The sequence below is a fragment of the Candidatus Zixiibacteriota bacterium genome, assembly GCA_035380245.1.
Lineage (GTDB): Bacteria > Zixibacteria > MSB-5A5 > GN15 > FEB-12 > DAOSXA01.
Genome location: DAOSXA010000001.1, coordinates 172,084 through 192,418, shown reverse-complemented (window position 1 = coordinate 192,418; position 20,335 = coordinate 172,084). Strand labels below are relative to the sequence as shown.

Genomic DNA, 20,335 nt, shown 5'->3' with positions numbered 1-20,335 from the left:
TTGCTCACTGGTCAAAACGTTCCCAGCATAACCTGAGAATTCTTCCAAAAACAGACCGATCAATTTCTCGGTTAATTTTAACGATCTCGTAAGCGATTGAATCATTGGGGATTACCGCGGGATAATAGTGCGTTTCAGATTGGCACAGGGTTTGAAATACAGTTTGACCGAGTAACCACAAGTGTATGGGATACAGCCTTGTTTGAGTTCATAAACTACGGGTCCGATAAACTGCAACTACTGCTTCTGGTGATCATGAGAGCCAGTGGGTTGTTCGTCATCGCTCCGGTTCTGGGCGAGCGTCAGATTCCGAGATTGGTCAAAGCCGGATTGTTGATTCTGCTGTCGATGCTTCTGATGTCATCGCTCTCGACACAGGCTGTTCCGGTGGCCGGGTCGGTCTGGCAGTTGGCCGGGCTTGCCGTTAAGGAACTCCTGATCGGTTTGATCATCGGCTTGATTTTCAAGCTGTTGTTCATCGGCGTTTTTACGGCCGGTTCCATAGCCGGTTATCAGATGGGTTTTGCCATCGTGACCGTTTATGACAAGAACCTCTCCAATCAGGTATCCATTCTCGGTCGGTTCTGGAATCTCCTGGCTGTGCTGATATTTCTGACCATTGACGGTCATCACCTGGTGGTCTCGGCCTTGGCCAACAGCTATACGGTTATCCCGCCCGGCGGCATGGGGCAGGGGGCGGCTGTCGGCGAAATGGTGATCAAGTACACTGCTTATCTATTCGTAATCGGATTGAAAATTGCCGCACCGGTAATGATCACGCTGTTCCTGACCGATGTCGCCCTGGGCACGATTGCCAAGACGATGCCGACCATGAACGTGTTCTTTGTCGGTTTCCCGATCAAGATTGCTGCCGGTCTCTTAGTGATGGGTATGTCGCTGCCGATTTTTGCCTACGTGCTGAAGCAGTCGACCGCTTATCTCGACCGGCAGATGTTCATCATTTTCCATGCTCTTGGGGAGGCGTAGCCGTACATGGCCGACGAGAGTTTCCAGGAAAGAACTGAAAAAGCGACTAACAGGCGGCGCCAGAAAGTCCGCGAGGAAGGTCGTGTTCTCAAATCGCAGGAGGTTAACGCCGCCGCGATGTTGATTTTCGGTTTCCTGACTCTGTATGCCCTCGGTCCGTATATGGCTGCTCAGGCTCAGATGCTCATGAGGTATACCATGGCTAATGCGGCGACTATCGCCGCCTCTGACCCGACTTTTGCCACGGTTTTCAGCCAATACGTGATTCGCTTCTTTACCATAATGGCGCCGGTTCTCACAGTGGTAGTGATAGTGGCGCTGGTAGCGAACGTCGTGCAGGTCGGTTTCCGCATCACGCCCAAGTCGCTCGAACCGAAATTCGAAAAATTAGACCTGGTCAAGGGCTTCAAGCGTTTATTCTCGGCTCGTTCCGTCGTCCAACTCGGCCGCGATCTGATCAAGCTGACGATTGTCGGCATCGTGGCCTACAAGGCGATCGATGGTGAGTTTGAATCATTTTTCCTGCTTCCCGATATGACCGTGGCTCAACTCGCTTCGGCCATGGGCAAGCTGGCCATAATGCTTGGTCTCAAGGTCGGCGGCATCATGGTCGTGATAGCCGTACTCGACTACGCTTACCAGAAATACGAGTTCGAGAAATCAATCCGGATGTCCAAACAGGAACTGAAGGAAGAGCATAAAGAGACTGAGGGTTCCCCGCAGCTCAAGTCTCGTGTACGTCAGATTCAACGCCAGATGGCTCGCCAGCGCATGATGCGGACGGTGCCGCAAGCCGATGTCGTGGTAACCAACCCTACCCATCTGGCGGTAGCTCTAAAATACGATCCCGAAGAAATGTCCGCCCCGATGGTTGTCGCCAAAGGCGCGCGCCTCGTGGCTCAGCGCATCAAGGAAATAGCTCGTCAGCATAACATCCCGGTTATCGAGGATAAACCGCTGGCTCGTTCCCTGTTCAAGTTGTGCGAGATCGGCGAGGTCGTGCCTGAGAAGCTGTTCAAGGCTGTGGCTGAGTTGCTGGCTTATGTCTATCGCCTCAAAAAGAAGGTAGTCAGGTAACATGGCTGAGCAACCCGGACAACAATCAGTTATGCAAATCCTGAACAACCGGTCGGATATCGTGCTGGCTATGGGTGTGGTTGCCATCATCGGCGTCCTGATCATTCCGATCCCGACCGTAATGCTGGATTTCGCCTTAGCCTTCAACATCACCTTTTCACTGGTGGTGTTGCTGACCACACTCTATATCACCCGGCCGCTGGATTTGTCGGTGTTCCCCGGCATGCTTCTGATTGTCACCCTGATGCGGCTCTCCCTCAACGTTGCCTCGACCCGCCTGATCCTCGGACAGGCGTTCGCCGGTGACGTGATCAACTCCTTCGGTAATTTCGTGGTCCAGGGTAACTATGTCGTAGGTTTCATTGTCTTTGTCATCCTGGTCATTATCCAGTTCGTTGTAATTACCAAGGGCGCCACTCGTATCTCGGAAGTGGCCGCTCGTTTCACTTTGGATGCCATGCCCGGCAAGCAGATGGCTATCGATGCCGATCTCAATGCCGGCATTATCACCGAGCAGGAAGCCCGCCGTCGCCGCGAGGATATAGCGCGTGAGGCCGATTTCTACGGTGCTATGGACGGTGCTTCCAAGTTCGTCCGGGGTGATGCCATCGCCGGTATTCTGATCACCGTTATCAACATCATCGGTGGTTTTATCATCGGTATCGTTCAATCCGGCATGACGTTGCCGGAAGCTCTCCGGACCTATTCGTTGCTGTCGATTGGTGACGGTCTCGTTACACAGATCCCGGCTCTGCTGATTTCAACCGCGTCCGGTATCATCGTCACTCGCTCGGCGGCCTCCGGCAACATGGGCAAGGATATGTCAGGTCAGTTGACCCGCCAACCTCGTGCCATCATGGTGGCTGCCGGAGTTCTGGTGGTTTTCGGTTTTGTTCCCGGCATGCCCACCATGACCTTCGTATTGCTGGGTGCTCTTGCCGGAGTGGCCGGTTATTTCACTAATCAGGCTCAGAAGAAACAGCAGCGGGTGGAACGGGTTCGTGAAAGTCAGCAGGCTCAGCAGAATGCAACCCCGCCGGAACCGCGTGCCGAGGATCTCCTCAAAGTCGACACTCTCAGTCTGGAAATTGGCTATGGTTTAATCCCGCTGGTCGACGCCAAACAGGGAGGCGATCTGCTCAAGCGCGTGGGGGCGATCCGTAAACAGTTGGCTTCAGAACTCGGCATCATCGTGCCGCCGGTGCGTATCCGTGATAATGTTCAACTTAAGCCGAATGAGTATCGCATCAAGGTCAAGGGAGTTACCGTTGACAAGTACGAACTGATGATTGATCACCTCCTGGCTATTAATCCCGGTTTTGTCGACGACAAGATCGAGGGCTTCAGTGCCGTCGAACCGGCTTTCAAGCTCAAGGCAACCTGGATCATTCCGAATCTCAAGGAAATCGCCGAGGCCAAGAATTACACCGTGGTGGAACCGACAGCCGTACTGGCGACTCATCTGACCGAAATCATTCGTACCGCTGCGCCGGAAATCATGAGCCGTCAGGATGTCCAGCGCCTGGTTGATAATCTCAAGCAGGATTCTCCGGCCCTGGTCGATTCGACCATTCCCGACGTCGTTTCGCTCGGCAACCTCCAGAAAGTTCTCCAGTCGCTATTGAGTGAACGTGTTTCTATCCGCGATCTCGGATCCATAATCGAGACGGTTTCCGATTACATCGGCGCGACTAAGGAGCCTGATGTCCTCGCCGAGTACGTCCGCATGAATCTGCGTCGCCAAATAACCGACATGTACCGCGATAAAAACAATCGCATCCATGTCTTCACCATAGACCCGGCCGTCGAGCAGAAACTCTCCGAATCGGTCCAGAATACCAAACAGGGGCTCATGCTGGTCATGGACCCGTCGCTGACCGATCGCCTGCTGGGCAAAATCGAGAAGCAGACGGAGAAAATGCAAACCGAAGGTCATACCCCGATTTGCATTACCTCGCCGAACGTCAGGCTGGCGTTGCGCCGCCTGGTTGAAGCCCGGGTATCCAGTCTGGCCGTGGTCTCCTACAACGAAATCATGCCGGATGTCGAATTGATCTCCACCGGAGTCGTGAGGTTTGACGATGATCATTAAGTCTTTCGTAGAACGTTCTTCGAGCGCCGCTCTCAAGCGGGTGCGCGAACAAATGGGCGGTGAGGCGATCGTGCTGAAGACACGGCAAATTACCGGCAGCGGCGGTCGTCTGTCGGTTGAAATAACCGCCTGCCTGGAAAATCCCACAGTCGAGCAGTCAACTCTGCTTTTGACCTCACCGGTGGGGACGGTGATCGACAGCGTATTCGATGATAACCGTCCTGATGCCCTGGCGGCAGCTTTGGAACTGGCTGAGCAAGCTGGGTCCGCCGCGACGGCCACGGCCGTGATGGATGAAGAAGATACCGACGTTGTACCGGAAGATGAATATGCTGAAACGCCCCGCGAGAACAAGACAAACAATCGGATTGCCGGGATTGATAAAACATCGGTCGAACAGCGTATCGAACGCGAGCGTCGTGATGGTTTTTATGTCATTGAACAAACCCTGCGCGACGCCGATTTCCCGAAACCATTTATTCAGCGCTTGATTGAAAAGGCCAATCGCTCAGCTAAAATCGGCGATGACCTGACGGCGGTGACGCGCTCCATACTGGTAGAAGAGACCGCCTGCCTGATGGCTCCGTCAATGCCGTTTGCGCCCGGTGATCGCGTTCTGTTCGTCGGGCCTGCCGGCGCCGGCAAGTCCAGCGTCGTAGCCAAACTGGCCGCTCAATTGATCATGCTGCAGAAGCTGCCGGTCAGTTTGATTACCCTCGATACGGTTAAAATGGCTGCCTTCGACGAGATCGCCGGATACGGTCGTATCCTCGGCGCCGATGTAGTCGATGTCCAGTCTCAGGATAAAGACCTCTATCTCAATCCGGACAGCATCACCCTGATCGATTCTCCTGCGTTGCCGGGCGATCCTGATCGACTGGAACGTTTGGTGGAACAGGCTCGCTCGCTCGATCCGACGCACGTGCTGGCGGTTTATTCCGCCCTTACCCGGTCGAGTGATATCCCGCATCTGGCTCGTAATGCCGCCGTTTTTGAGCCTACCAATGTCGTTGTTACGATGCTTGATCTGACCGATCTCTGCGGTACCGCTATTGCTGCGGCCGAAGCCTCCGGATGTCCGATCGGTTTCATTACCGAATCTCCTTCCGGTATCGGCGAGATCAAGACGCCCGATCCGGATCGGATGATTCGTAACCTGTTGCAGGTGGAGGCGTTCCTTGTTTAAGCAGACTTTCACCCGCGCCCCGGAACATGGCCGTGCTGCCGTGGTGATTTCCATTCTGTCCGGTAAGAACGGCGTAGGCAAGACTGTTGTAACGTTCAATCTGGCTGACCGGCTGGCTGCTCGGGGGCTCCGCGTCCTGATGGTCGACGGTGACCTTTACAGCGGCAATCTGCATGTTCTCGCCAAGGCAACCTGCGATTTCGGTTTGGGCGAGTTCGCCGATCGAAGCCTGAGCCTTAAAGAAGCGGTATACCGAATCAAGCCGGGTTGGGACTTATTGGGAGGATTCCGCAACAGTGAAAATCTGGATCCTGAAGATGAAACCGCTTCCCGTCGCCTGATACGCAACCTGCTCAAACAGGCTGTTGATTACGATTTCATCCTGGTCGACCATTCTTCCGGTGTTACTCAAACCGCCATTATGGCCGCCCATACTTCAGATTTGAACCTGTTGCTGCTGGTACCGGAGCTTTCCTCTATCAGCGATTGTTACGGTCTGTTCAAGTTTCTCAAACGCAGCAATCCCCGCCTTGACTGCCGCCTGTTGGTCAATCGGACCGAAGGGGTCGAAGAGGCTGAATATATCATCCGCAAGTTCTCAGCGCTTTCCGAGCGGTTCCTCGGCGTTTCCCCGCAAACCGTGGGCTTTTTGCCGGAGGATGAATCAGTACGCCGGAGCGTAGCCGGTCAGACCACCCTGGCAGGGCTGGATCAGCCCAGCGATGCGCTATATGCGTTCGATGAACTCGCCGCCCGGCTGCTGACCGATTTCGGGATAACTCCGACCGGGACGCGGCTTTCAAACAGAAAAAGAATCAATGGCTTAACGATAAAGGCCGATACAAGGGAATAGCAATCAAATGGCTACGATGCAAAAATCGACGACCAGAAAACACCCGGCTGATGCCGATATGACCCAGATGGCTCAAACGGCTGTGACCGCCAGGGCCAGGAAATCTCGCAAGTGGGAAGTCACTGAACGGGATTGGTCCCGCTATCAGAAATGCCGTTCCGAGGAAATGCGCCAGCAACTACTCGAAAAATACCTGCCGCTGGTTCGCAATGTTGCCTCGCGCATGGCTATGGGTTTTCCCCGGTCGGTGGAATTATCGGACCTGGTTAACACCGGCGTCATCGGGTTGATCGAGGCGTTTGGAAATTATGACTCCGCTCGTGGTGTGAAATTCGAAACGTACGCCGTACCGCGTATCCGCGGAGCCATTCTTGATGAACTGCGTGCTCTGGACTGGGTGCCGCGCTCGACCCGTGCCAAGTCGCGCGAAATCGATCGCGCCTACACCGGTCTCGAAAACGAACTCGGTCGTAAGCCGCAAAATGCAGAAATCGCGCACCGCATGAACATTTCGGTGCAGGAGCTTCACCTGGCTATGGATGATGTCCACGGAACTAATGTCCTCTCGCTCGACGAAGTTGTCTACCGTGAGGATGACAACCGCCAGGTCCCCCGAATCGAAACGATTGTCGACGGCTCGGTGGGGAATATCCTGAGCGATATCGAAAAAGGCGAACTGCGCTCTTTCCTGGTGGTGGCCATTGACCGCCTGACCGACCAGGAGAAGCTGGTTATCGCTTTGTACTATTTCGAAGAATTAACCCTGAAGGAGATCGGTGAGGTGATGCACATCTCCGAATCACGCGTATCGCAGATTCACACCAGGGCTGTCGCCAAACTGCGCGGCATGGTGAAAGAGAGATTTGCCCTTACCGGTTGATAGGATTAGCTCAAGGCTCGGAAAGGGAGTGCCATGGCACAGGAAATTGAACGAACCGAACCGTTGTTCGGAACGCCCCCCGACGAGAAAGTCAACCCGTTGGTGCGCTCCAAGCGGGATGAGAACGAGCGGCGCTTCTTGAAGGAGTTGAAGGAAGAACTCAAAAAGAAGAAACGACGCGAGGATGAACTGATCATAAGCGAAGAAGCCACCGATCAGGAGAACACGGAAGCACAACCGGACGAGCCACAGGAAGAACCGAACGAAGAGACGATTGAAAATGAAACGGATGACCGGACATCGGAAGAGCCGGCTCCCCAGGCGGGTGACCGCATAGATCTGGAAGCATAAACAAGACAGGAAGCTGAAAATGGAACTTTCAAGCAACATCATACTGGACATGGCCCTTAACATCGCGGGCTATCTGGCGGCCGGAGCGCTGTCGTTAATCGTTTACAGCGCTTTTAGCAACCGTCGCACCGAAACTGCTGAAGCTGCGGCATCGCCGACTTTGGCCGCTGCTGCACCTGGTGTGATGCCGCCGAAACCGACCGAGCAGACCGGGAGTTTCGTGAATCTCTCGAATCCGAAAGCTCCCGAAACGGCGCCGACACCGACCAGGCCTGCCGTTGTTCCGACAACGCGTATGGCCCGCACCGACCGTAACGATATCCATCGTATCGCCCGGGAGATGCTTAAGGCCGGTGCTTCCGCTGAGAAAATTCAGCGCGTGCTCCCAATCTCAGAGACGGAGCTGCAACTGCTCACTTTAAAGGCTAATTAATTATTCTCTGGAGATAAACATGGCAACAGACAGCCCATTTTTCATCTCGCGGATCGAATGCCCGATCTGCAAAACGATCAACGAACTACAGACGGTTCGGGTCGGGGCTTATACCGAGCAGGGGAGAGATACCGATTTCTGCCCAACCGACATCGAATGGCGCTTCAAACGCTATCAGAACCACAATCCACTGCTCTATTTCACCGCTACGTGCAGTAACTGCTTCTACACTCGCGAGTTCAACAACAGCTTCAAGGAGTGGAAGAAAGATACCAATTTTATCACGTACCGCTTGAAGAGCATCAAACCTCAGCACCTCGATCAACTGGCACAGGCTGGTTCGGTTCTGAAGCTGATGGGTGAGGCGATCGACACCCAACGTTTTCCCAACGAGTCAGCCATCCTGAAACTGCATTTGGCTGTTTACGATGAACTGCTTGCCGATCACCCGTCGAACCTCGACCTCGGTCGTTTCTATCTTCGCATTGGCTGGGTGTTCCGTGCGATGAACCGTCTCGGTAATCCTGCTACCAATGCTCTCGGTAATCTGACCTCTGACATTGACAACCGCTTCGCCGGTATGGATTCCGCTCTGGAATCGTTCGCCAAAGAGATGCGAGCTTTCGAGCGGCACTGGCAGGCGCAGTTCGATAATGCCGAGATACCCTCGGAAATTAAAGCTCAGATGGTACCGTTCCAGGAGTCGATCGCGTCCGGTGTCAACGGTTGCCGCCAGGCATTCGGTGATATGGAAGCACAGTTGAATCAACTGGGGCAGGCTCTCAATGAATACAAGGGGACGGTGCTGGACGAACAGGATGGAGTCACCGGCGTGGGCTTTGCCGGGCGCAATTCCTTTACGGATTATCTCAAGGAAGTCCGCCTGACCTGGGACGGTGTGACTATCAACGAACGTACCGCTTTGGAAAAGGCCGTCAGTTATTATCAGGCTGCTTTCTCCGATGGCCGCGATATCTCGCCCGGTTATCAGCAGCTACAGGCTTCGTACTTGATCGCGGAACTTTCACGTCGCGTGGGGGACTACGACGGTGCTCGTCAGTACTTCAACAGCACCATCAAGTACGGCCAGGATTTCATTTATCGCAATCGGAACGACCGCTCCCGAACCGCGCTTGCTCGTAAGATTCTCGAACTGGCAATAGAGCAGGGTCGGGCCAACATGGAAGCACTTAAAACGGCTTAGGATAGGATAACATGGCTGTTGCGGAACTACCGCTGCCCAGACTTTCAAAACCGCTTAAAATCTGGGAACGGATCGAAATCGTTATCGGTGAGGGTAGTGAGGCGGGCATTTATACCGCCCGCGTCGAGGATTTCGTCAACTCCGGTATCCTGGTTGACGCGCCGGAGTATGTGCGAGGAAATACCCTCCTCCGCAGCAACGCCGCGGTTTCGATTCTGATAACTCGTGAAGATGCCGTTTATCAATGTCAGTCGGTTGTCAAGAAACTCATTCGCGCCAACGGTGAAGCTTATATCCTCACTCCGCCGAGCAACGTTAAGCGCGTACAACGCCGCCAGTTCGCTCGTATCGAGGTCACGGAGAAGCTGTCCTGGGCACTCATTAAACCGGTTATGGATTACGAATCGTTCGAGGAGTCACTCACCTGGCATGATTCTACCACCGTTGATCTCAGCGGCGGCGGCGCCCTGATCCATATCAATGATGAACCGCGTGTGGATGATCGTCTGTTGCTGAAATTTGCTTTTTTCCCGGGTATCGAGCTTCCCGAAACGGTGGTTGCTGTCTGCCGCCGTGAAGCTCTGGATGAACGCCAGCGCATGGTTGGCGTTGAGTTCATTACCTCCGACAATCTCAGAAAATTCTTTGAGAGTCACGAACTGGAGCAATTACCGACATCGGTCAGGCATTTTGGCCGCGTGGCTCAGAATCGATTGGTCAGTTTCATCTTCCATAAACAAGTAGAACTGCGCCAGAAAGGATTGCTGTAGATATGGTCACCCAGGCCGTCAGAGATCAGCATGATGATGTCATGTTCAACACTGCCTTGTTAGATCTCTCGACAATGGTTGGTCGTTCCGTTACGGTACATTCGGAACAATTCCCCGGAAGACCGCTGGCCACACGAGTGATTGAAGCTCGCGAAAATTCTCTCACCCTGGATCGCGGCGGCGCCGAGAGAAGCATCGATACGCTCGTCAGCAATCAACAAATTGCCCTCTGTTTCCAATACAAGGGAGAAGAAATCACTGTTGCTGCCCTGCTTAAGCGCACCTCCGGCGGTCGTTGTCGTATTTTTCTGGACGATAAAGCTCTTCCGCTCATGCGCCGACGTTTCATTCGGGTTCGCATGTCGTTCCCGGTGCGCATGGCCGTTATGGCCGGACCGGCTTTTCATCCCAAGAAACTCAAGAATATGCGCTGGATGGAAACCGAATCCGTCAATCTCTCCGGCGGCGGTCTTTTACTTGATCTCTCCAGTCGCCTGGAAAAAGGCACCAAGTTATTCGTTAATCTGGCCCTCGATCAATTCGAATTCCCGGTTCTCATGATCGGATGTGTCAGACACAGCATACAGCCCGAAACCGGGCATTTCTATACCGGTGTGGAATTCCTCACCGACATGCAGGCGCGGGTCGAAGTACCTGAGAACATTCTCAAGCTTCTACCCCCGGCCGTGTTTGAGTTTACCGCCCCTAAGCGGGCCGAGATGAACCAGGCGCTGATTGCCTGGAAAAAGAAAAATAGATTGTAGCCATCGATACAGGAGTTAATCATGGGAAAATCACCCACGCAGGATGCCAACGATAACAAGGTCGCGACTGCTCAGGAGCATACGACCGAAAAACGTCAGTTCGTAAGAATCGAGATAACCTCTCCCGCTTCACTGAGTCGCATTAAGGACATTTTCGGAAACTACTGGCCGCAGGGAGATGAGTATCGCATTCAGGGAAATATCCTGAACATTTCCGCCGGCGGCGTACTGCTCGATCTGGAGCAGCCGGTCAATGAAGGCGACATCGTCGCCATGCGTTTCCTGCTTCGTGACACCGGCACCCTCAACGGTATTCTCGGTCTGGTCAAACGTTGTGATACGGATGAGAGCGGCAATCTTGCCGGTGTTCAGTTCGTTACACGCGAGAATTTGAATGACATTCTGTCGGCTTCCGAGATGGATCTTCTGGACGAGCAGTTTGACCATTTCGACAAGACCGTTCGTGAGGTCGTCAACCGGTTCGTAGCTCGGGAACAGGTGTGATTATGATTGCCCGACTGGTCAAGATCGGCATAGCTCTGGCATTACTGATCATGGTATTGAACGGAGTTGCCCTGGCTGATTCGTTCGCACGTAAAATCATAATACGTGTCGATCAGGCCGAGTCCGCCTGGTCACAACCGCAAATCGAACAAATTCTGGCTGCGGATATCTCTCGCAACGAACAACTGCGACCGGTGCTGGCAGAACCCGGACAGGATAACCTTCCGCCTTTCCCGACCAATCGCTTTGATACCGACTCGCTGGTCAACTGGGGACGCGAAGTGGGCGGGCGTTATTTGCTGCTGGTCGATGTTAACTCCGAACGGCTCGAACGGCGTAAAAGCTGGCATATCCCGCTGGTTTTCCACAAATATTCGACTGTCGGAGTGATCGAAGGTGAGTTGCGCCTCATCGATTTGTCCTGGGGGAGAGTCATTACCGCCGAGCCTTTCAAAATCAGTAAAGAAGCCAAACGGATCATGCAAATGTCCATGGATGACAACATCAATGATCCTGAAATTCATGTCTCGGCACCGGATAAACAGATCTTCTTCCATGAGCTGGAACAAAAACTGTGTCGCCGGATAACTGAGCACCTGGAGCAGGCTACTGTAGGAGAGGAAGGGTGACCACGACCGCTAGTGACATCCCGACCGTATCAAACGATGCGGATCGTCTCAATAAGCTTCTTCGATTGTGCAGCCCGATCGATATTAAGGGCTCCCTTTCGGATAAAAGCGCCTCGCTGTTGAAGAGACTCAAGGATTTGATCCCGTTCGATGGCGCAACGGTGCATCTGGTGTCCCGTGTGAGCCGTCGTCTTGAAGAATTGGTCAGCGTCGGACGCCGTGTACAATTCCTGAGTTATCTGTCACTGGGATCCGGACTCGGCCTCGAAGGCTGGGTGGCAGCCAACCGTCGCCCCACTCGGATTCCGTTACGTAAGAAAGATTTTCTATCCGAACCGGACGGTCATTATCGCAGCATTTTGTCAATTCCGTTGCTGTACGGTGAGGAGTTGGTCGGAGTGGTCAATCTCGGTTGTTTTGCCGCGGATATCTACGACGACGAGAAATTACGGATGGCCGAGATGGTCGCCGGGCCCCTCGGCGTCTCGTTACAGATGCTGCAACTGGACGAAGAACTCAATCGCACACGGGCTGAAGTGCAGCAGCATTCCACTGGTGAACGGAATGTTTTATCGGGCGCCAACCTCATGGTGCGGCTGCGAGAAGCTGCGCGTCTGGCCGCCAGTGTCAATCATGAAATTAACAACCCCCTGGCCGTAATCGTGGGCAATATCCAATGCCTGGTAATGGAGAAATCTGCGGTCAGTCAAAAGGAACTGTCGCGTATGAGACGTATCGAAGCTGCCGCCCTTCGCGTTTCCAAAGCAAATCGCCGCCTGAGCGGGATATGCAGTCTGGTCGAAGCGATGGATCGATGCGTCGAGACGGAAGACAAGGATTAACGATGGACAGACTGTTAGAGCAAGTCACAAATATCCCGACAACCGTCGGCGACGAACTGCTCAGTCGGTTCGAGATCGGTCAGTTCGTGGTCGACCGCGATCGCTATATAGTGCATACCAACGAAACCGCCGCACGACTTCTGGGTATCGATGAACAAGCTCCGGGAATCGATTATTCTCTGGAACGAATCGACAATGTATTCGACTCAGATGTCCAGGAACATTTCAATGAAGTCCTGAACGGCGATCGCCCCTTCTGTCTTTCCGAAGTGCATTGTACCAATCGGAGAGGTCAATTCTGCGAGTTGGATTTCTGCTGTCAGGCTTTTGGATATAACGACGATCGCCGCATCGTCGCTCTCGTCCGCCAGACTCGCAAACTGGAAAATCAAGCGGCCTATGCCGAGCTTCAGGATGAACTGCAAATCCTGGCCGAAGTCGCCACGGCGCTTTCATCCACGCATGACCTGGATCATATTCTCATGGCCATCCTGACCGGTGCTACGGCTTCTCAGGGACTCGGTTTCAACCGGGCTTTCCTGTTCCTGTACGATGAAAAGCAACGATTGCTCCAGGGGCATCTGGCGGTGGGGCCGACCTCGGCCGAAGAGGCCGGACGCATCTGGCACGATATGGACTCGAATAGACTGACCTTGTCCGATCTGCTGACCGCCAGCATCCATGACGAGGTCGGTGTCGAAGGCGGAATTACCGGGCTCATCAAAGATTACAGCATCGATTTCAACCAACCGTCGGATATTGAGAATGCCTGTCATCTTGGTCAATGGTTTATTCTCGATCCGAACGACCCGGTCGATGAAATCACTCAGTCGCTTATACTACGTCTTGGCTCGCGCGAGTTGGCTCTGGTCCCGATGGTCAGCAAGGGAAACCTCCAGGGTTTACTGGTCGCCGACAACCTTTTCACCGGGCGTACGATCACCGATGAAGATGTTCGCCTGTTGCAGGTATTATCGAATCAGGCTGCCGTTGCGATGGAACGCGCTGAACTATATGAGATACAGCTTCAACGTGCTCAGGAGATGGAGCGTATCAATCGCCGTCTGGCCGAGACCCAGGATCAGATCATCCAGTTCGAGAAAATGTCGGTGATCGGCGAACTCACTTCGGCGATAGCGCATGAACTACGTAATCCGCTCACCATCGTCGGTGGCTTCGCCAACCTGTTGCTCAAGTCCGACCTGGCCGATCATCATCGGGAATACCTGAATATCATTGCCGGTGAGGTTCGTCGCGCCGAAACCGTTCTTGCTCATGTGTTGGATTTCTCCAAAGCCAGCCGTGCCCGGAACGAAGTCGTTGATTTCTCCGCCCTGATCGAGCGCAGCTATCGTACGCTCGCTGGTCGGTGCCGTGGCGCTTTTGATGATATCAATCTGGAACTACAGCCGGGAATTGAAGTGTTTGGCAACAGCGATCAATTGGCTCATGCCGTCTATCAACTCCTCAAGCTGGTTGCCGAGGAGCTGATTCCACCCGGAGATGCCGTGGTTCACACGGAAATTGTCGATGGCCAGGCTTGCATGACTATCGATGTGCACACTCCCGAGGAAAACCGCGACAAGATGCACAAACTGCTGACACAGATATTCTCACAGAAGGGGGCCTCACAACGACTGACCGTCATGGTTGCCGGTGAAACGATCCGTTATCATGGCGGTACTTATGGTTTGCAAACCAACCTGCAGTCGTTGCCGTCGCTCTACGTCAAGATTCCGATTCACAGGAGGAAAAATGACTCAGAAGAGAATCCTGGTAGTTGACGACGATCCGCATATCCGGTTGCTCTATCAGACCGAACTGGAGGAATGCGGCTACCGGGTCGAGACAATGGATTCTGCGGTGAAGCTGCTTCAGGCCGGACCGCCCGAGTCGTTCGATCTGATCGTCCTCGATATTGAGATGCCGGAGATGACCGGAATCGAAGCGCTTCAGGAACTCCGCAAAAAATTACCCGATACTCGGGTCGTGATTAACTCCGCTTACAGTATCTATAAGGCGGATTTTCAAACCTGGCTCGCTGATGATTACCTTGTCAAGTCGTCCGATCTGTCCGAGCTAAAAGAAAGTATCGCCAAGCTATTGGAATAGATATGGAGTCAAAAACAAATCGCCGCAGAGAGATTACCATCGTCAACAAGGTGGACCGTCTCAGCGAAGAAGTAAAAGTCCTGGCTCTGAACCTGGCTATATACCTGGCCAAGGCCAAACCCAATTCCAAAGAACTGGGCAAAATGGAACCGGACTTCGTTCGTCTGGTCAACGGCACGATCAAGGCGGTACAGGAGATCACACATCTGGTAGGTGCTGCAAGGCATTTGGAAACAATGGCTTACGATGTCCCCTCCGGAGCTGTCTCCAGAGATCGAATCGAACTGAAACTGAATTCGATTTTGGATCAGTGTTCCTCGATCATGGATACATTGTCCAAATCTACCGACCTGACCGTGTAATCGGACGGTTAAGATTATGCCGGTCCGGCCGTTTAGGATGAGATTGAGATGACGATAATAACAGAAAGGCGTCGTTTCGGCGCCCTGGCGACAGCCCGTACCAGCGTCCGGATCGGAATAAACCGCTTCGGGCGAAATTGCCGAGGTTGCGACGCACCAAAAGGGGCCGAAAGATGCAATATACCGGTGCCAACCACCGGATCGATAGACTTACAGAACAGGAGACAGGTTTGAACAGTTCTCCCGAAACCGAGGTGCTGACCCAACTGGTCAGGCAAAGGGGCAAACCGTTCCGGGTGTTGATCGTCGATGACGAAAAATGGGTTCAGGACGTTTTCAAAGATTTCTGCGAACTTACTCAGGCCTTCGATATAGACCTCGCCGGCGACGGCCAGGATGCCATCGCCAAAGTACGCGGCAGTCAATACGATCTGATCACTCTGGACCTCATTATGCCGGAAATGTCCGGATTGGATGTCCTCTCGGCTATCAAGGATATCTCACCCGAGGTGCCGGTCATGATTATTACCGGTAACGCTACCGAGAAACTGGTAACCGAAGCCGGGATTATGGGCGCCTGCAGGGTGATGTACAAACCGGTAATGATGGAGACGTTCATCTCCGAAGTAACTTCAGCGTTGCAACGCTGAGGTTGGGGACGGAATCTGAGCGAGCACTTGTGCTTGATTAAGGAGACGGATAGATGAAGAGTTCGATATCGATATTGATCGTCGATGATGAATTGATGATGCGTAACCTGCTGATGAAGATCCTCTCGCGTGAGGGGTACCGGATCAACACGGCGGAGGACGGCGTTGCCGCTCTGGAGTATCTTAAAAACAATAAGGTCGATATCGTTATCTCGGATATGAAGATGCCGCGCATGGACGGTTTCGAGCTGCTCAGCATCATCAAGAAAGACCACCCTGAAATCGGTGTCATTATCATGACCGCTTATGGTGACACGTACACCGTAAAAGATGCTCTTCTTCTGGGTGCTGATGAATATGTGACCAAGCCGTTCAAGAGCTACGAGATATCGCTGGTTGTGGAGCGGGCTTACTGGCGCATCCTGTCCGCTTCGAACCAGACTTCCAACGAACCGACCTAGAGGAGCCCCGATGACGCCGGCCGAGACTCCCGACATACAAAACAAGGACAGCGTCGTAAGACGTAAAAGGGTCCGGGTGAATATCACCAAGGATCGCCTGATTGCTACAATTGCGATCAGTCAGCCTACTACCGGAGAACCGCCTGTCACCGAAGAGGAAATTCGCCAGGCGATCAGTTTGGCCGGGGTTACCTATGGCTTGAACGAAGATGCCATTGTCGAAGCCGCTATCGGCCAGGCTTACGGCCAAAGCATCGAGGTGGCCAAGGGCAGCCCGATGGTTCAGGGCAAGCACACTGAATTCGAGTATTTTTTCCAGACTGAAAATCGTTTTCAGCCCCAGGAAGGTCCCGACGGTCGCATCGATTATCGCGACATGGGTTATATTCAGAACGTCCACAAGGGAGATCTGCTGGTCAAGCGCACGCTTCCCGCCGATGGTATCTCCGGCACCGGTGTCGATGGTCGCCCTATTTCGGCGCCGCGCGGTCGTAACATCCCGTTCAGTCCCGGCGAGAATGTAGAAATCGTGGGAGGTGGGCTCGAAATGAGAGCGCGTTGCGACGGGGCCATTATCTTCAAACAGGGGCGTGTCTCGGTCAAGGATGTCATGCAGGTCAAAGATGTCGATTTTAACGTCGGCAATCTGGACTGTGTCGGTTCGCTGCGTATTACCGGGCACATACATACCGGCTTTGAGGTCAAAGTAGGGGGGGATCTCGAGGTGAGCGGCAATGTCGAGGATGCCAAAGTCTTCTGTAAGGGGAACATCCTTGTTCGAGGCGGTTTTTACGGCGGCGGTGATGGGGTTATGCACGCTGACGGCGATGTTACGATTAAGTACGCCCAGGGGCAGACGATTACGGCCGGAGAGCATGTAATATCCGGGGGAGAACTGGTCAACTGTCATGTTACCGCTCATGAGCGGGTGATGGTCAAGGGGCGTAAGGGTAAAATTGTCGGGGGTGAAATCAACGCCGGCAAAGAAATTCGCGCTACCGATATCGGCTCCGATGCCGGTACCCAGACCGTTCTGACGGTTGCTTACGATGAGAAACTGTTGCGCCAGTACCATGAAGCCACACACGAAATAGCTCGCCTGAAAACCGACGCCGCCCGTGTCAAAGAGAAGCTATACGACCTTTATAAGCTCCAACTGGACAAGAAACTCACTCCGCAGCAGGAGGAGGGGCTGGCCAAACTGGAGCAGTTCGGGAAACATGTCCCGGTTGCTCTTGAGGCTCTGGAGAAGAAGAAGCGTGAGACCGAAGAAAAACTCCTGGCTCTTCGCGATGCCCGCGTGATTGCCGTCGGTAAAGTCTATCCGGGGGTAAAAATCCACGTCGGTTGCCTGGTCAAGGAAATCGAAGAGGAAATGGACGGTGTCATCTTTTCCCAGGACGGGACTCACGTGGTAACCGCCAAGCTGAGCCGGTCCGACCGCAGTTAATTCATCAATCGGGCGGAAAAAGGGCTTGAAATAACCGAGCCGGTCCGATATATTCCATCCTCGTAAGTTCTTATCGCCGGAGAGGTGGCCGAGAGGCTGAAGGCGGCGGATTGCTAATCCGTTATAGGGCTAATAGCTCTATCCAGGGTTCGAATCCCTGCCTCTCCGCTTTTTTATGCGCAGGATTATAGCGGGAGTATTAAGGGGTGGCCCATCCGTCCACGGGTGGGAATTGCAGCCGAATGGCCCACCCGTCCACGGGTGGGATAAATCTGAAAGTTTCGGACAAAGGTGCCCCACCCCTCGGGTGGGATTTCGTGGGCGACAGATGTCTCGTCTGCCCCTGCAGCAGCATACCTCCGAAAGCGTCTTTCCGCGAAAGCGGGAATCCCTCTTCATCTTTTTGGTGCCCCACCCCTCGGTGGGATTTGCGAAGCGACGCAGCGAAGTTTCGCTGTCATACCGCTATGCACTACGGCACAATTATCATATATTCCATTTATTATGAAACCATGTAGAACGAGCGGGAGTTTTCTTCTGGAAACCCTGGGCAAGCCCAGGGCCACCCGGCCTCGGGTGGGATTTGCGAAGCGCCGCAGCGAGGTTTCGCTGTCATACTGCTTTGCACTACGACACAATTGTCGTATATTACATTTATTATGAAGCCTTGTAGAACGAGCGGGAGTTTTCTTCTGGAAACCCAGGGCAAGCCCTGGGCCACCCGGCACTCGGTATTATGCATACAACGCCCTGGGAAACAGGACTCAGACCATTTTCGATGGCGACACCATTACATATGTGTACGATACCACGACCGGGTCCTCGAGATTGGCCAGAACGAGCGATATGCCTGTCGGTGAATCTATGTACTATGATGCGCTGGGAAACTTGGTTGCCGACTCGGCAAAGGGCCTTGATTCAATGTACTACGATTATCGCAATCTGGTCACACGAGCGGTGCAGCCCCCAAACACAATTCCAGGTGTCAATTGTACGGTCGACTGTAGCTACGACCACACCGGTCAGCGCATCATGAAGAAGTACCGTTACAACTACTGGACAGAGTGTGACGATGACACTGTGCCCGGAATAGAATTCGGAGTCAATAGCCTTCCTGAATTAGGGGGTGTTACAACCGAGGCGATTGGAGGTGGTGGAGGCACGCTGTGCGTCAAGCAGAACACTGTGTACACATACTATCTGTATGAAGGCAGCACTCTTATCGCCACGTTCGATCAAGACGATGATGTGATAGACCTATATGTTAACGGTCCCAGTGGCCGAATTGCGACTTTCCACGAGAACGACAATGCTCAGCTGAATTACTTCATAGGCGACCACTTGGGGTCCACGAGGATTGTCATGAACGATCCTTCAGGAATATTTGACACAGCCGCGGTGGTCCAATTTTACAACTATTACCCTTACGGTGGCACCATGGAGGCATGGGGTAACTACAAGACAGACATGCGCTTCACGGGAAAAGAGAAGGACGATGAGGGTTCATTCGATTATTACTACTTCGGTGCCAGGTACTATGATTCAGATCTTGGACGTTTCACCTCTATAGATAAGGCTTCACAGTTCGCATCCGGGTTTGTATATTGTGCCAATAACCCTGTGTCTATGGTCGATCAGGACGGAAACTGGGCTGTCGCTGCGTTGGCTTGGGCACTAAAGGCATATGCTGCGTACAGTGCGGCTAAGCAAGTCGGCAACATCTACAATGCCTTCAAATACGGCGGGCGTGACGCAGGTTGGAGCGCATTAGGCTTAGCGCTTATGAGCCAGGCGGAAGGAAAGCTACTGGGGTGTATAGGAGGACTCAAAGGACACGGGATAAGGTTTGGCTATAACAGCGCCCGGCAAGGCAAATGGGATGTCGGCGGTTTGGCCTTTACGGCAGGCACCACTCTCGCCAATATAGGGGCGGCAAAGCTGGATGCCTGGACGGCAAGTTGGGGGGCAGCATCACCGAGCACTGTCGCTCCTTCTTCGAGCGATGGAGATGGTGAATTGCCGCCGTCCGTGTTGTCGGCGTCGAGCGTAGAGGCTGATGCCTTATGGGGCAAGTACCATGATACGAGGGAAACAGTGATCACGTCGTTCATGGCCGACGCAGGACAATTCGTGCACGATGAACATATTGGCGAGAAACTGGCATGTGTCAGAACAACAATTGAATTCACTCAGATCCTCGCTGCACATGAATCGGCATCTTCTGACCCCATGAAGTTCCCTACTGCGTTCGAAGGGGCAATGAAAGACGACGGGATAACTCAAACCAGGTCAGCGAACGAGCTATACGACGACATCAGCTCGTCTGGCGAGTGGTCCGCTTGTGCCGAGTCGCGTGTAGGGGATCTGGTGAACTCGGGCCACCTAGTGGTGGCTGCTCAGAAGGGAGACGTGCTGCCAGGCGGGCAGCAATTGAGCGGTCATCTCGACGTGGTTCTGCCTGGTGCTGTGCAGAACCCTAGCCGGAGTGGTTCATTTCAGGCTGGCGTGCACATTAACCCTACAACGCTATGTAACTCTGAGCCTGGCTTGGCCGAAGCGTGGAAGCCTGATCACAATAAAGCTAGCTTCTCGTATAAGAGGCCGCCTGAGTATTTCCTCTACACGCGCTGGAGGATGCCTAAGCCGCCTCTTTTGTGGTTGAGTGCTGCTTCGGCACATTGACCAGCATTGTACATATGTTGCGAGAAAACGTATTGATGGAGTGCTA

The 20,335-nt window shown here is 53.5% G+C and carries 21 protein-coding genes and 1 tRNA gene; all 22 read left to right on the top strand.

The genetic code is table 11. The annotated features are described in order from the left end of the window. Window positions 1-198 precede the first annotated feature (198 nt). The 22 genes from fliR to PLF13_00655 all read left to right on the top strand — a co-directional run bounded on the left by fliR (window position 199) and on the right by PLF13_00655 (window position 20,289). Window positions 199-987, top strand: coding sequence for a flagellar biosynthetic protein FliR (fliR, locus tag PLF13_00760; protein HOP05797.1), 789 nt, complete (start codon window positions 199-201; stop codon window positions 985-987). Between the two features lie 6 nt (window positions 988-993). Then, window positions 994-2,064: a flagellar biosynthesis protein FlhB gene (gene flhB, locus PLF13_00755; GenBank protein HOP05796.1), complete on the top strand. Its 1,071-nt coding sequence runs from the start codon at window positions 994-996 to the stop codon at window positions 2,062-2,064. Window position 2,065: 1 nt separating this feature from the next. Beyond that, complete coding sequence (gene flhA / locus PLF13_00750) at window positions 2,066-4,156, top strand: flagellar biosynthesis protein FlhA (protein ID HOP05795.1); 2,091 nt, start codon at window positions 2,066-2,068, stop codon at window positions 4,154-4,156. Further along, entirely contained in the window at window positions 4,146-5,342 is a 1,197-nt protein-coding gene (locus PLF13_00745) for a hypothetical protein (protein HOP05794.1), read from the top strand. Before flhA ends, PLF13_00745 begins: the two co-directional genes overlap by 11 nt. Beyond that, window positions 5,335-6,195, top strand: a complete 861-nt coding sequence (locus tag PLF13_00740) for an AAA family ATPase (GenBank protein HOP05793.1) — start codon at window positions 5,335-5,337, stop codon at window positions 6,193-6,195. The genes PLF13_00745 and PLF13_00740 overlap by 8 nt, the downstream gene beginning before the upstream one ends. Window positions 6,196-6,202: 7 nt before the next feature. Next, complete coding sequence (locus PLF13_00735; GenBank protein HOP05792.1) at window positions 6,203-7,075, top strand: FliA/WhiG family RNA polymerase sigma factor; 873 nt, start codon at window positions 6,203-6,205, stop codon at window positions 7,073-7,075. Between the two features lie 33 nt (window positions 7,076-7,108). Continuing rightward, window positions 7,109-7,426 (top strand): hypothetical protein, encoded by a 318-nt coding sequence (locus tag PLF13_00730; protein HOP05791.1) that lies wholly within the window; start codon window positions 7,109-7,111, stop codon window positions 7,424-7,426. A gap of 19 nt (window positions 7,427-7,445) precedes the next feature. Beyond that, complete coding sequence (locus tag PLF13_00725; GenBank protein HOP05790.1) at window positions 7,446-7,859, top strand: hypothetical protein; 414 nt, start codon at window positions 7,446-7,448, stop codon at window positions 7,857-7,859. A 19-nt stretch (window positions 7,860-7,878) separates the two neighbouring features. Further along, window positions 7,879-9,063: a DUF2225 domain-containing protein gene (locus PLF13_00720; protein ID HOP05789.1), complete on the top strand. Its 1,185-nt coding sequence runs from the start codon at window positions 7,879-7,881 to the stop codon at window positions 9,061-9,063. Window positions 9,064-9,074: 11 nt separating this feature from the next. After that, window positions 9,075-9,833, top strand: coding sequence for a PilZ domain-containing protein (locus tag PLF13_00715; protein HOP05788.1), 759 nt, complete (start codon window positions 9,075-9,077; stop codon window positions 9,831-9,833). A gap of 2 nt (window positions 9,834-9,835) precedes the next feature. Beyond that, window positions 9,836-10,597, top strand: coding sequence for a PilZ domain-containing protein (locus tag PLF13_00710; GenBank protein ID HOP05787.1), 762 nt, complete (start codon window positions 9,836-9,838; stop codon window positions 10,595-10,597). Between the two features lie 21 nt (window positions 10,598-10,618). Then, a complete protein-coding gene (locus PLF13_00705; GenBank protein ID HOP05786.1) occupies window positions 10,619-11,101 on the top strand; it encodes a PilZ domain-containing protein in 483 nt (160 codons plus the stop codon). A gap of 2 nt (window positions 11,102-11,103) precedes the next feature. Further along, window positions 11,104-11,730, top strand: a complete 627-nt coding sequence (locus tag PLF13_00700) for a hypothetical protein (protein ID HOP05785.1) — start codon at window positions 11,104-11,106, stop codon at window positions 11,728-11,730. After that, complete coding sequence (locus tag PLF13_00695; GenBank protein ID HOP05784.1) at window positions 11,727-12,572, top strand: GAF domain-containing protein; 846 nt, start codon at window positions 11,727-11,729, stop codon at window positions 12,570-12,572. The genes PLF13_00700 and PLF13_00695 overlap by 4 nt, the downstream gene beginning before the upstream one ends. A gap of 2 nt (window positions 12,573-12,574) precedes the next feature. Continuing rightward, a complete protein-coding gene (locus tag PLF13_00690; protein HOP05783.1) occupies window positions 12,575-14,356 on the top strand; it encodes a histidine kinase dimerization/phospho-acceptor domain-containing protein in 1,782 nt (593 codons plus the stop codon). Further along, a complete protein-coding gene (locus PLF13_00685; GenBank protein HOP05782.1) occupies window positions 14,328-14,684 on the top strand; it encodes a response regulator in 357 nt (118 codons plus the stop codon). The genes PLF13_00690 and PLF13_00685 overlap by 29 nt, the downstream gene beginning before the upstream one ends. A gap of 2 nt (window positions 14,685-14,686) precedes the next feature. Then, window positions 14,687-15,046, top strand: coding sequence for a hypothetical protein (locus tag PLF13_00680; protein ID HOP05781.1), 360 nt, complete (start codon window positions 14,687-14,689; stop codon window positions 15,044-15,046). Between the two features lie 230 nt (window positions 15,047-15,276). Further along, window positions 15,277-15,696, top strand: coding sequence for a response regulator (locus tag PLF13_00675; GenBank protein ID HOP05780.1), 420 nt, complete (start codon window positions 15,277-15,279; stop codon window positions 15,694-15,696). Window positions 15,697-15,749: 53 nt separating this feature from the next. Continuing rightward, complete coding sequence (locus PLF13_00670; protein ID HOP05779.1) at window positions 15,750-16,157, top strand: response regulator; 408 nt, start codon at window positions 15,750-15,752, stop codon at window positions 16,155-16,157. Between the two features lie 10 nt (window positions 16,158-16,167). Further along, window positions 16,168-17,607, top strand: coding sequence for a FapA family protein (locus PLF13_00665; protein ID HOP05778.1), 1,440 nt, complete (start codon window positions 16,168-16,170; stop codon window positions 17,605-17,607). A 78-nt stretch (window positions 17,608-17,685) separates the two neighbouring features. Further along, window positions 17,686-17,775 (top strand) — tRNA-Ser (locus tag PLF13_00660). 696 nt (window positions 17,776-18,471) lie between these two features. Continuing rightward, on the top strand, window positions 18,472-20,289 hold the full coding sequence (locus tag PLF13_00655; protein HOP05777.1) for an RHS repeat-associated core domain-containing protein: 1,818 nt from the start codon (window positions 18,472-18,474) through the stop codon (window positions 20,287-20,289). Window positions 20,290-20,335 lie beyond the last annotated feature (46 nt).

Coding starts and splice junctions, on each gene's coding strand:
- PLF13_00670 (HOP05779.1), top strand. CDS start 15,750: ATGAAGAGTTCGATATCGATATTGATCGTCGATGATGAATTGATGATG.
- PLF13_00705 (HOP05786.1), top strand. CDS start 10,619: ATGGGAAAATCACCCACGCAGGATGCCAACGATAACAAGGTCGCGACT.
- flhB (HOP05796.1), top strand. CDS start 994: ATGGCCGACGAGAGTTTCCAGGAAAGAACTGAAAAAGCGACTAACAGG.
- PLF13_00730 (HOP05791.1), top strand. CDS start 7,109: ATGGCACAGGAAATTGAACGAACCGAACCGTTGTTCGGAACGCCCCCC.
- PLF13_00710 (HOP05787.1), top strand. CDS start 9,836: ATGGTCACCCAGGCCGTCAGAGATCAGCATGATGATGTCATGTTCAAC.
- flhA (HOP05795.1), top strand. CDS start 2,066: ATGGCTGAGCAACCCGGACAACAATCAGTTATGCAAATCCTGAACAAC.
- PLF13_00680 (HOP05781.1), top strand. CDS start 14,687: ATGGAGTCAAAAACAAATCGCCGCAGAGAGATTACCATCGTCAACAAG.
- PLF13_00715 (HOP05788.1), top strand. CDS start 9,075: ATGGCTGTTGCGGAACTACCGCTGCCCAGACTTTCAAAACCGCTTAAA.
- PLF13_00725 (HOP05790.1), top strand. CDS start 7,446: ATGGAACTTTCAAGCAACATCATACTGGACATGGCCCTTAACATCGCG.
- PLF13_00745 (HOP05794.1), top strand. CDS start 4,146: ATGATCATTAAGTCTTTCGTAGAACGTTCTTCGAGCGCCGCTCTCAAG.
- PLF13_00655 (HOP05777.1), top strand. CDS start 18,472: ATGTACTATGATGCGCTGGGAAACTTGGTTGCCGACTCGGCAAAGGGC.
- PLF13_00720 (HOP05789.1), top strand. CDS start 7,879: ATGGCAACAGACAGCCCATTTTTCATCTCGCGGATCGAATGCCCGATC.
- PLF13_00690 (HOP05783.1), top strand. CDS start 12,575: ATGGACAGACTGTTAGAGCAAGTCACAAATATCCCGACAACCGTCGGC.
- PLF13_00735 (HOP05792.1), top strand. CDS start 6,203: ATGGCTACGATGCAAAAATCGACGACCAGAAAACACCCGGCTGATGCC.
- PLF13_00685 (HOP05782.1), top strand. CDS start 14,328: ATGACTCAGAAGAGAATCCTGGTAGTTGACGACGATCCGCATATCCGG.
- PLF13_00665 (HOP05778.1), top strand. CDS start 16,168: ATGACGCCGGCCGAGACTCCCGACATACAAAACAAGGACAGCGTCGTA.
- PLF13_00700 (HOP05785.1), top strand. CDS start 11,104: ATGATTGCCCGACTGGTCAAGATCGGCATAGCTCTGGCATTACTGATC.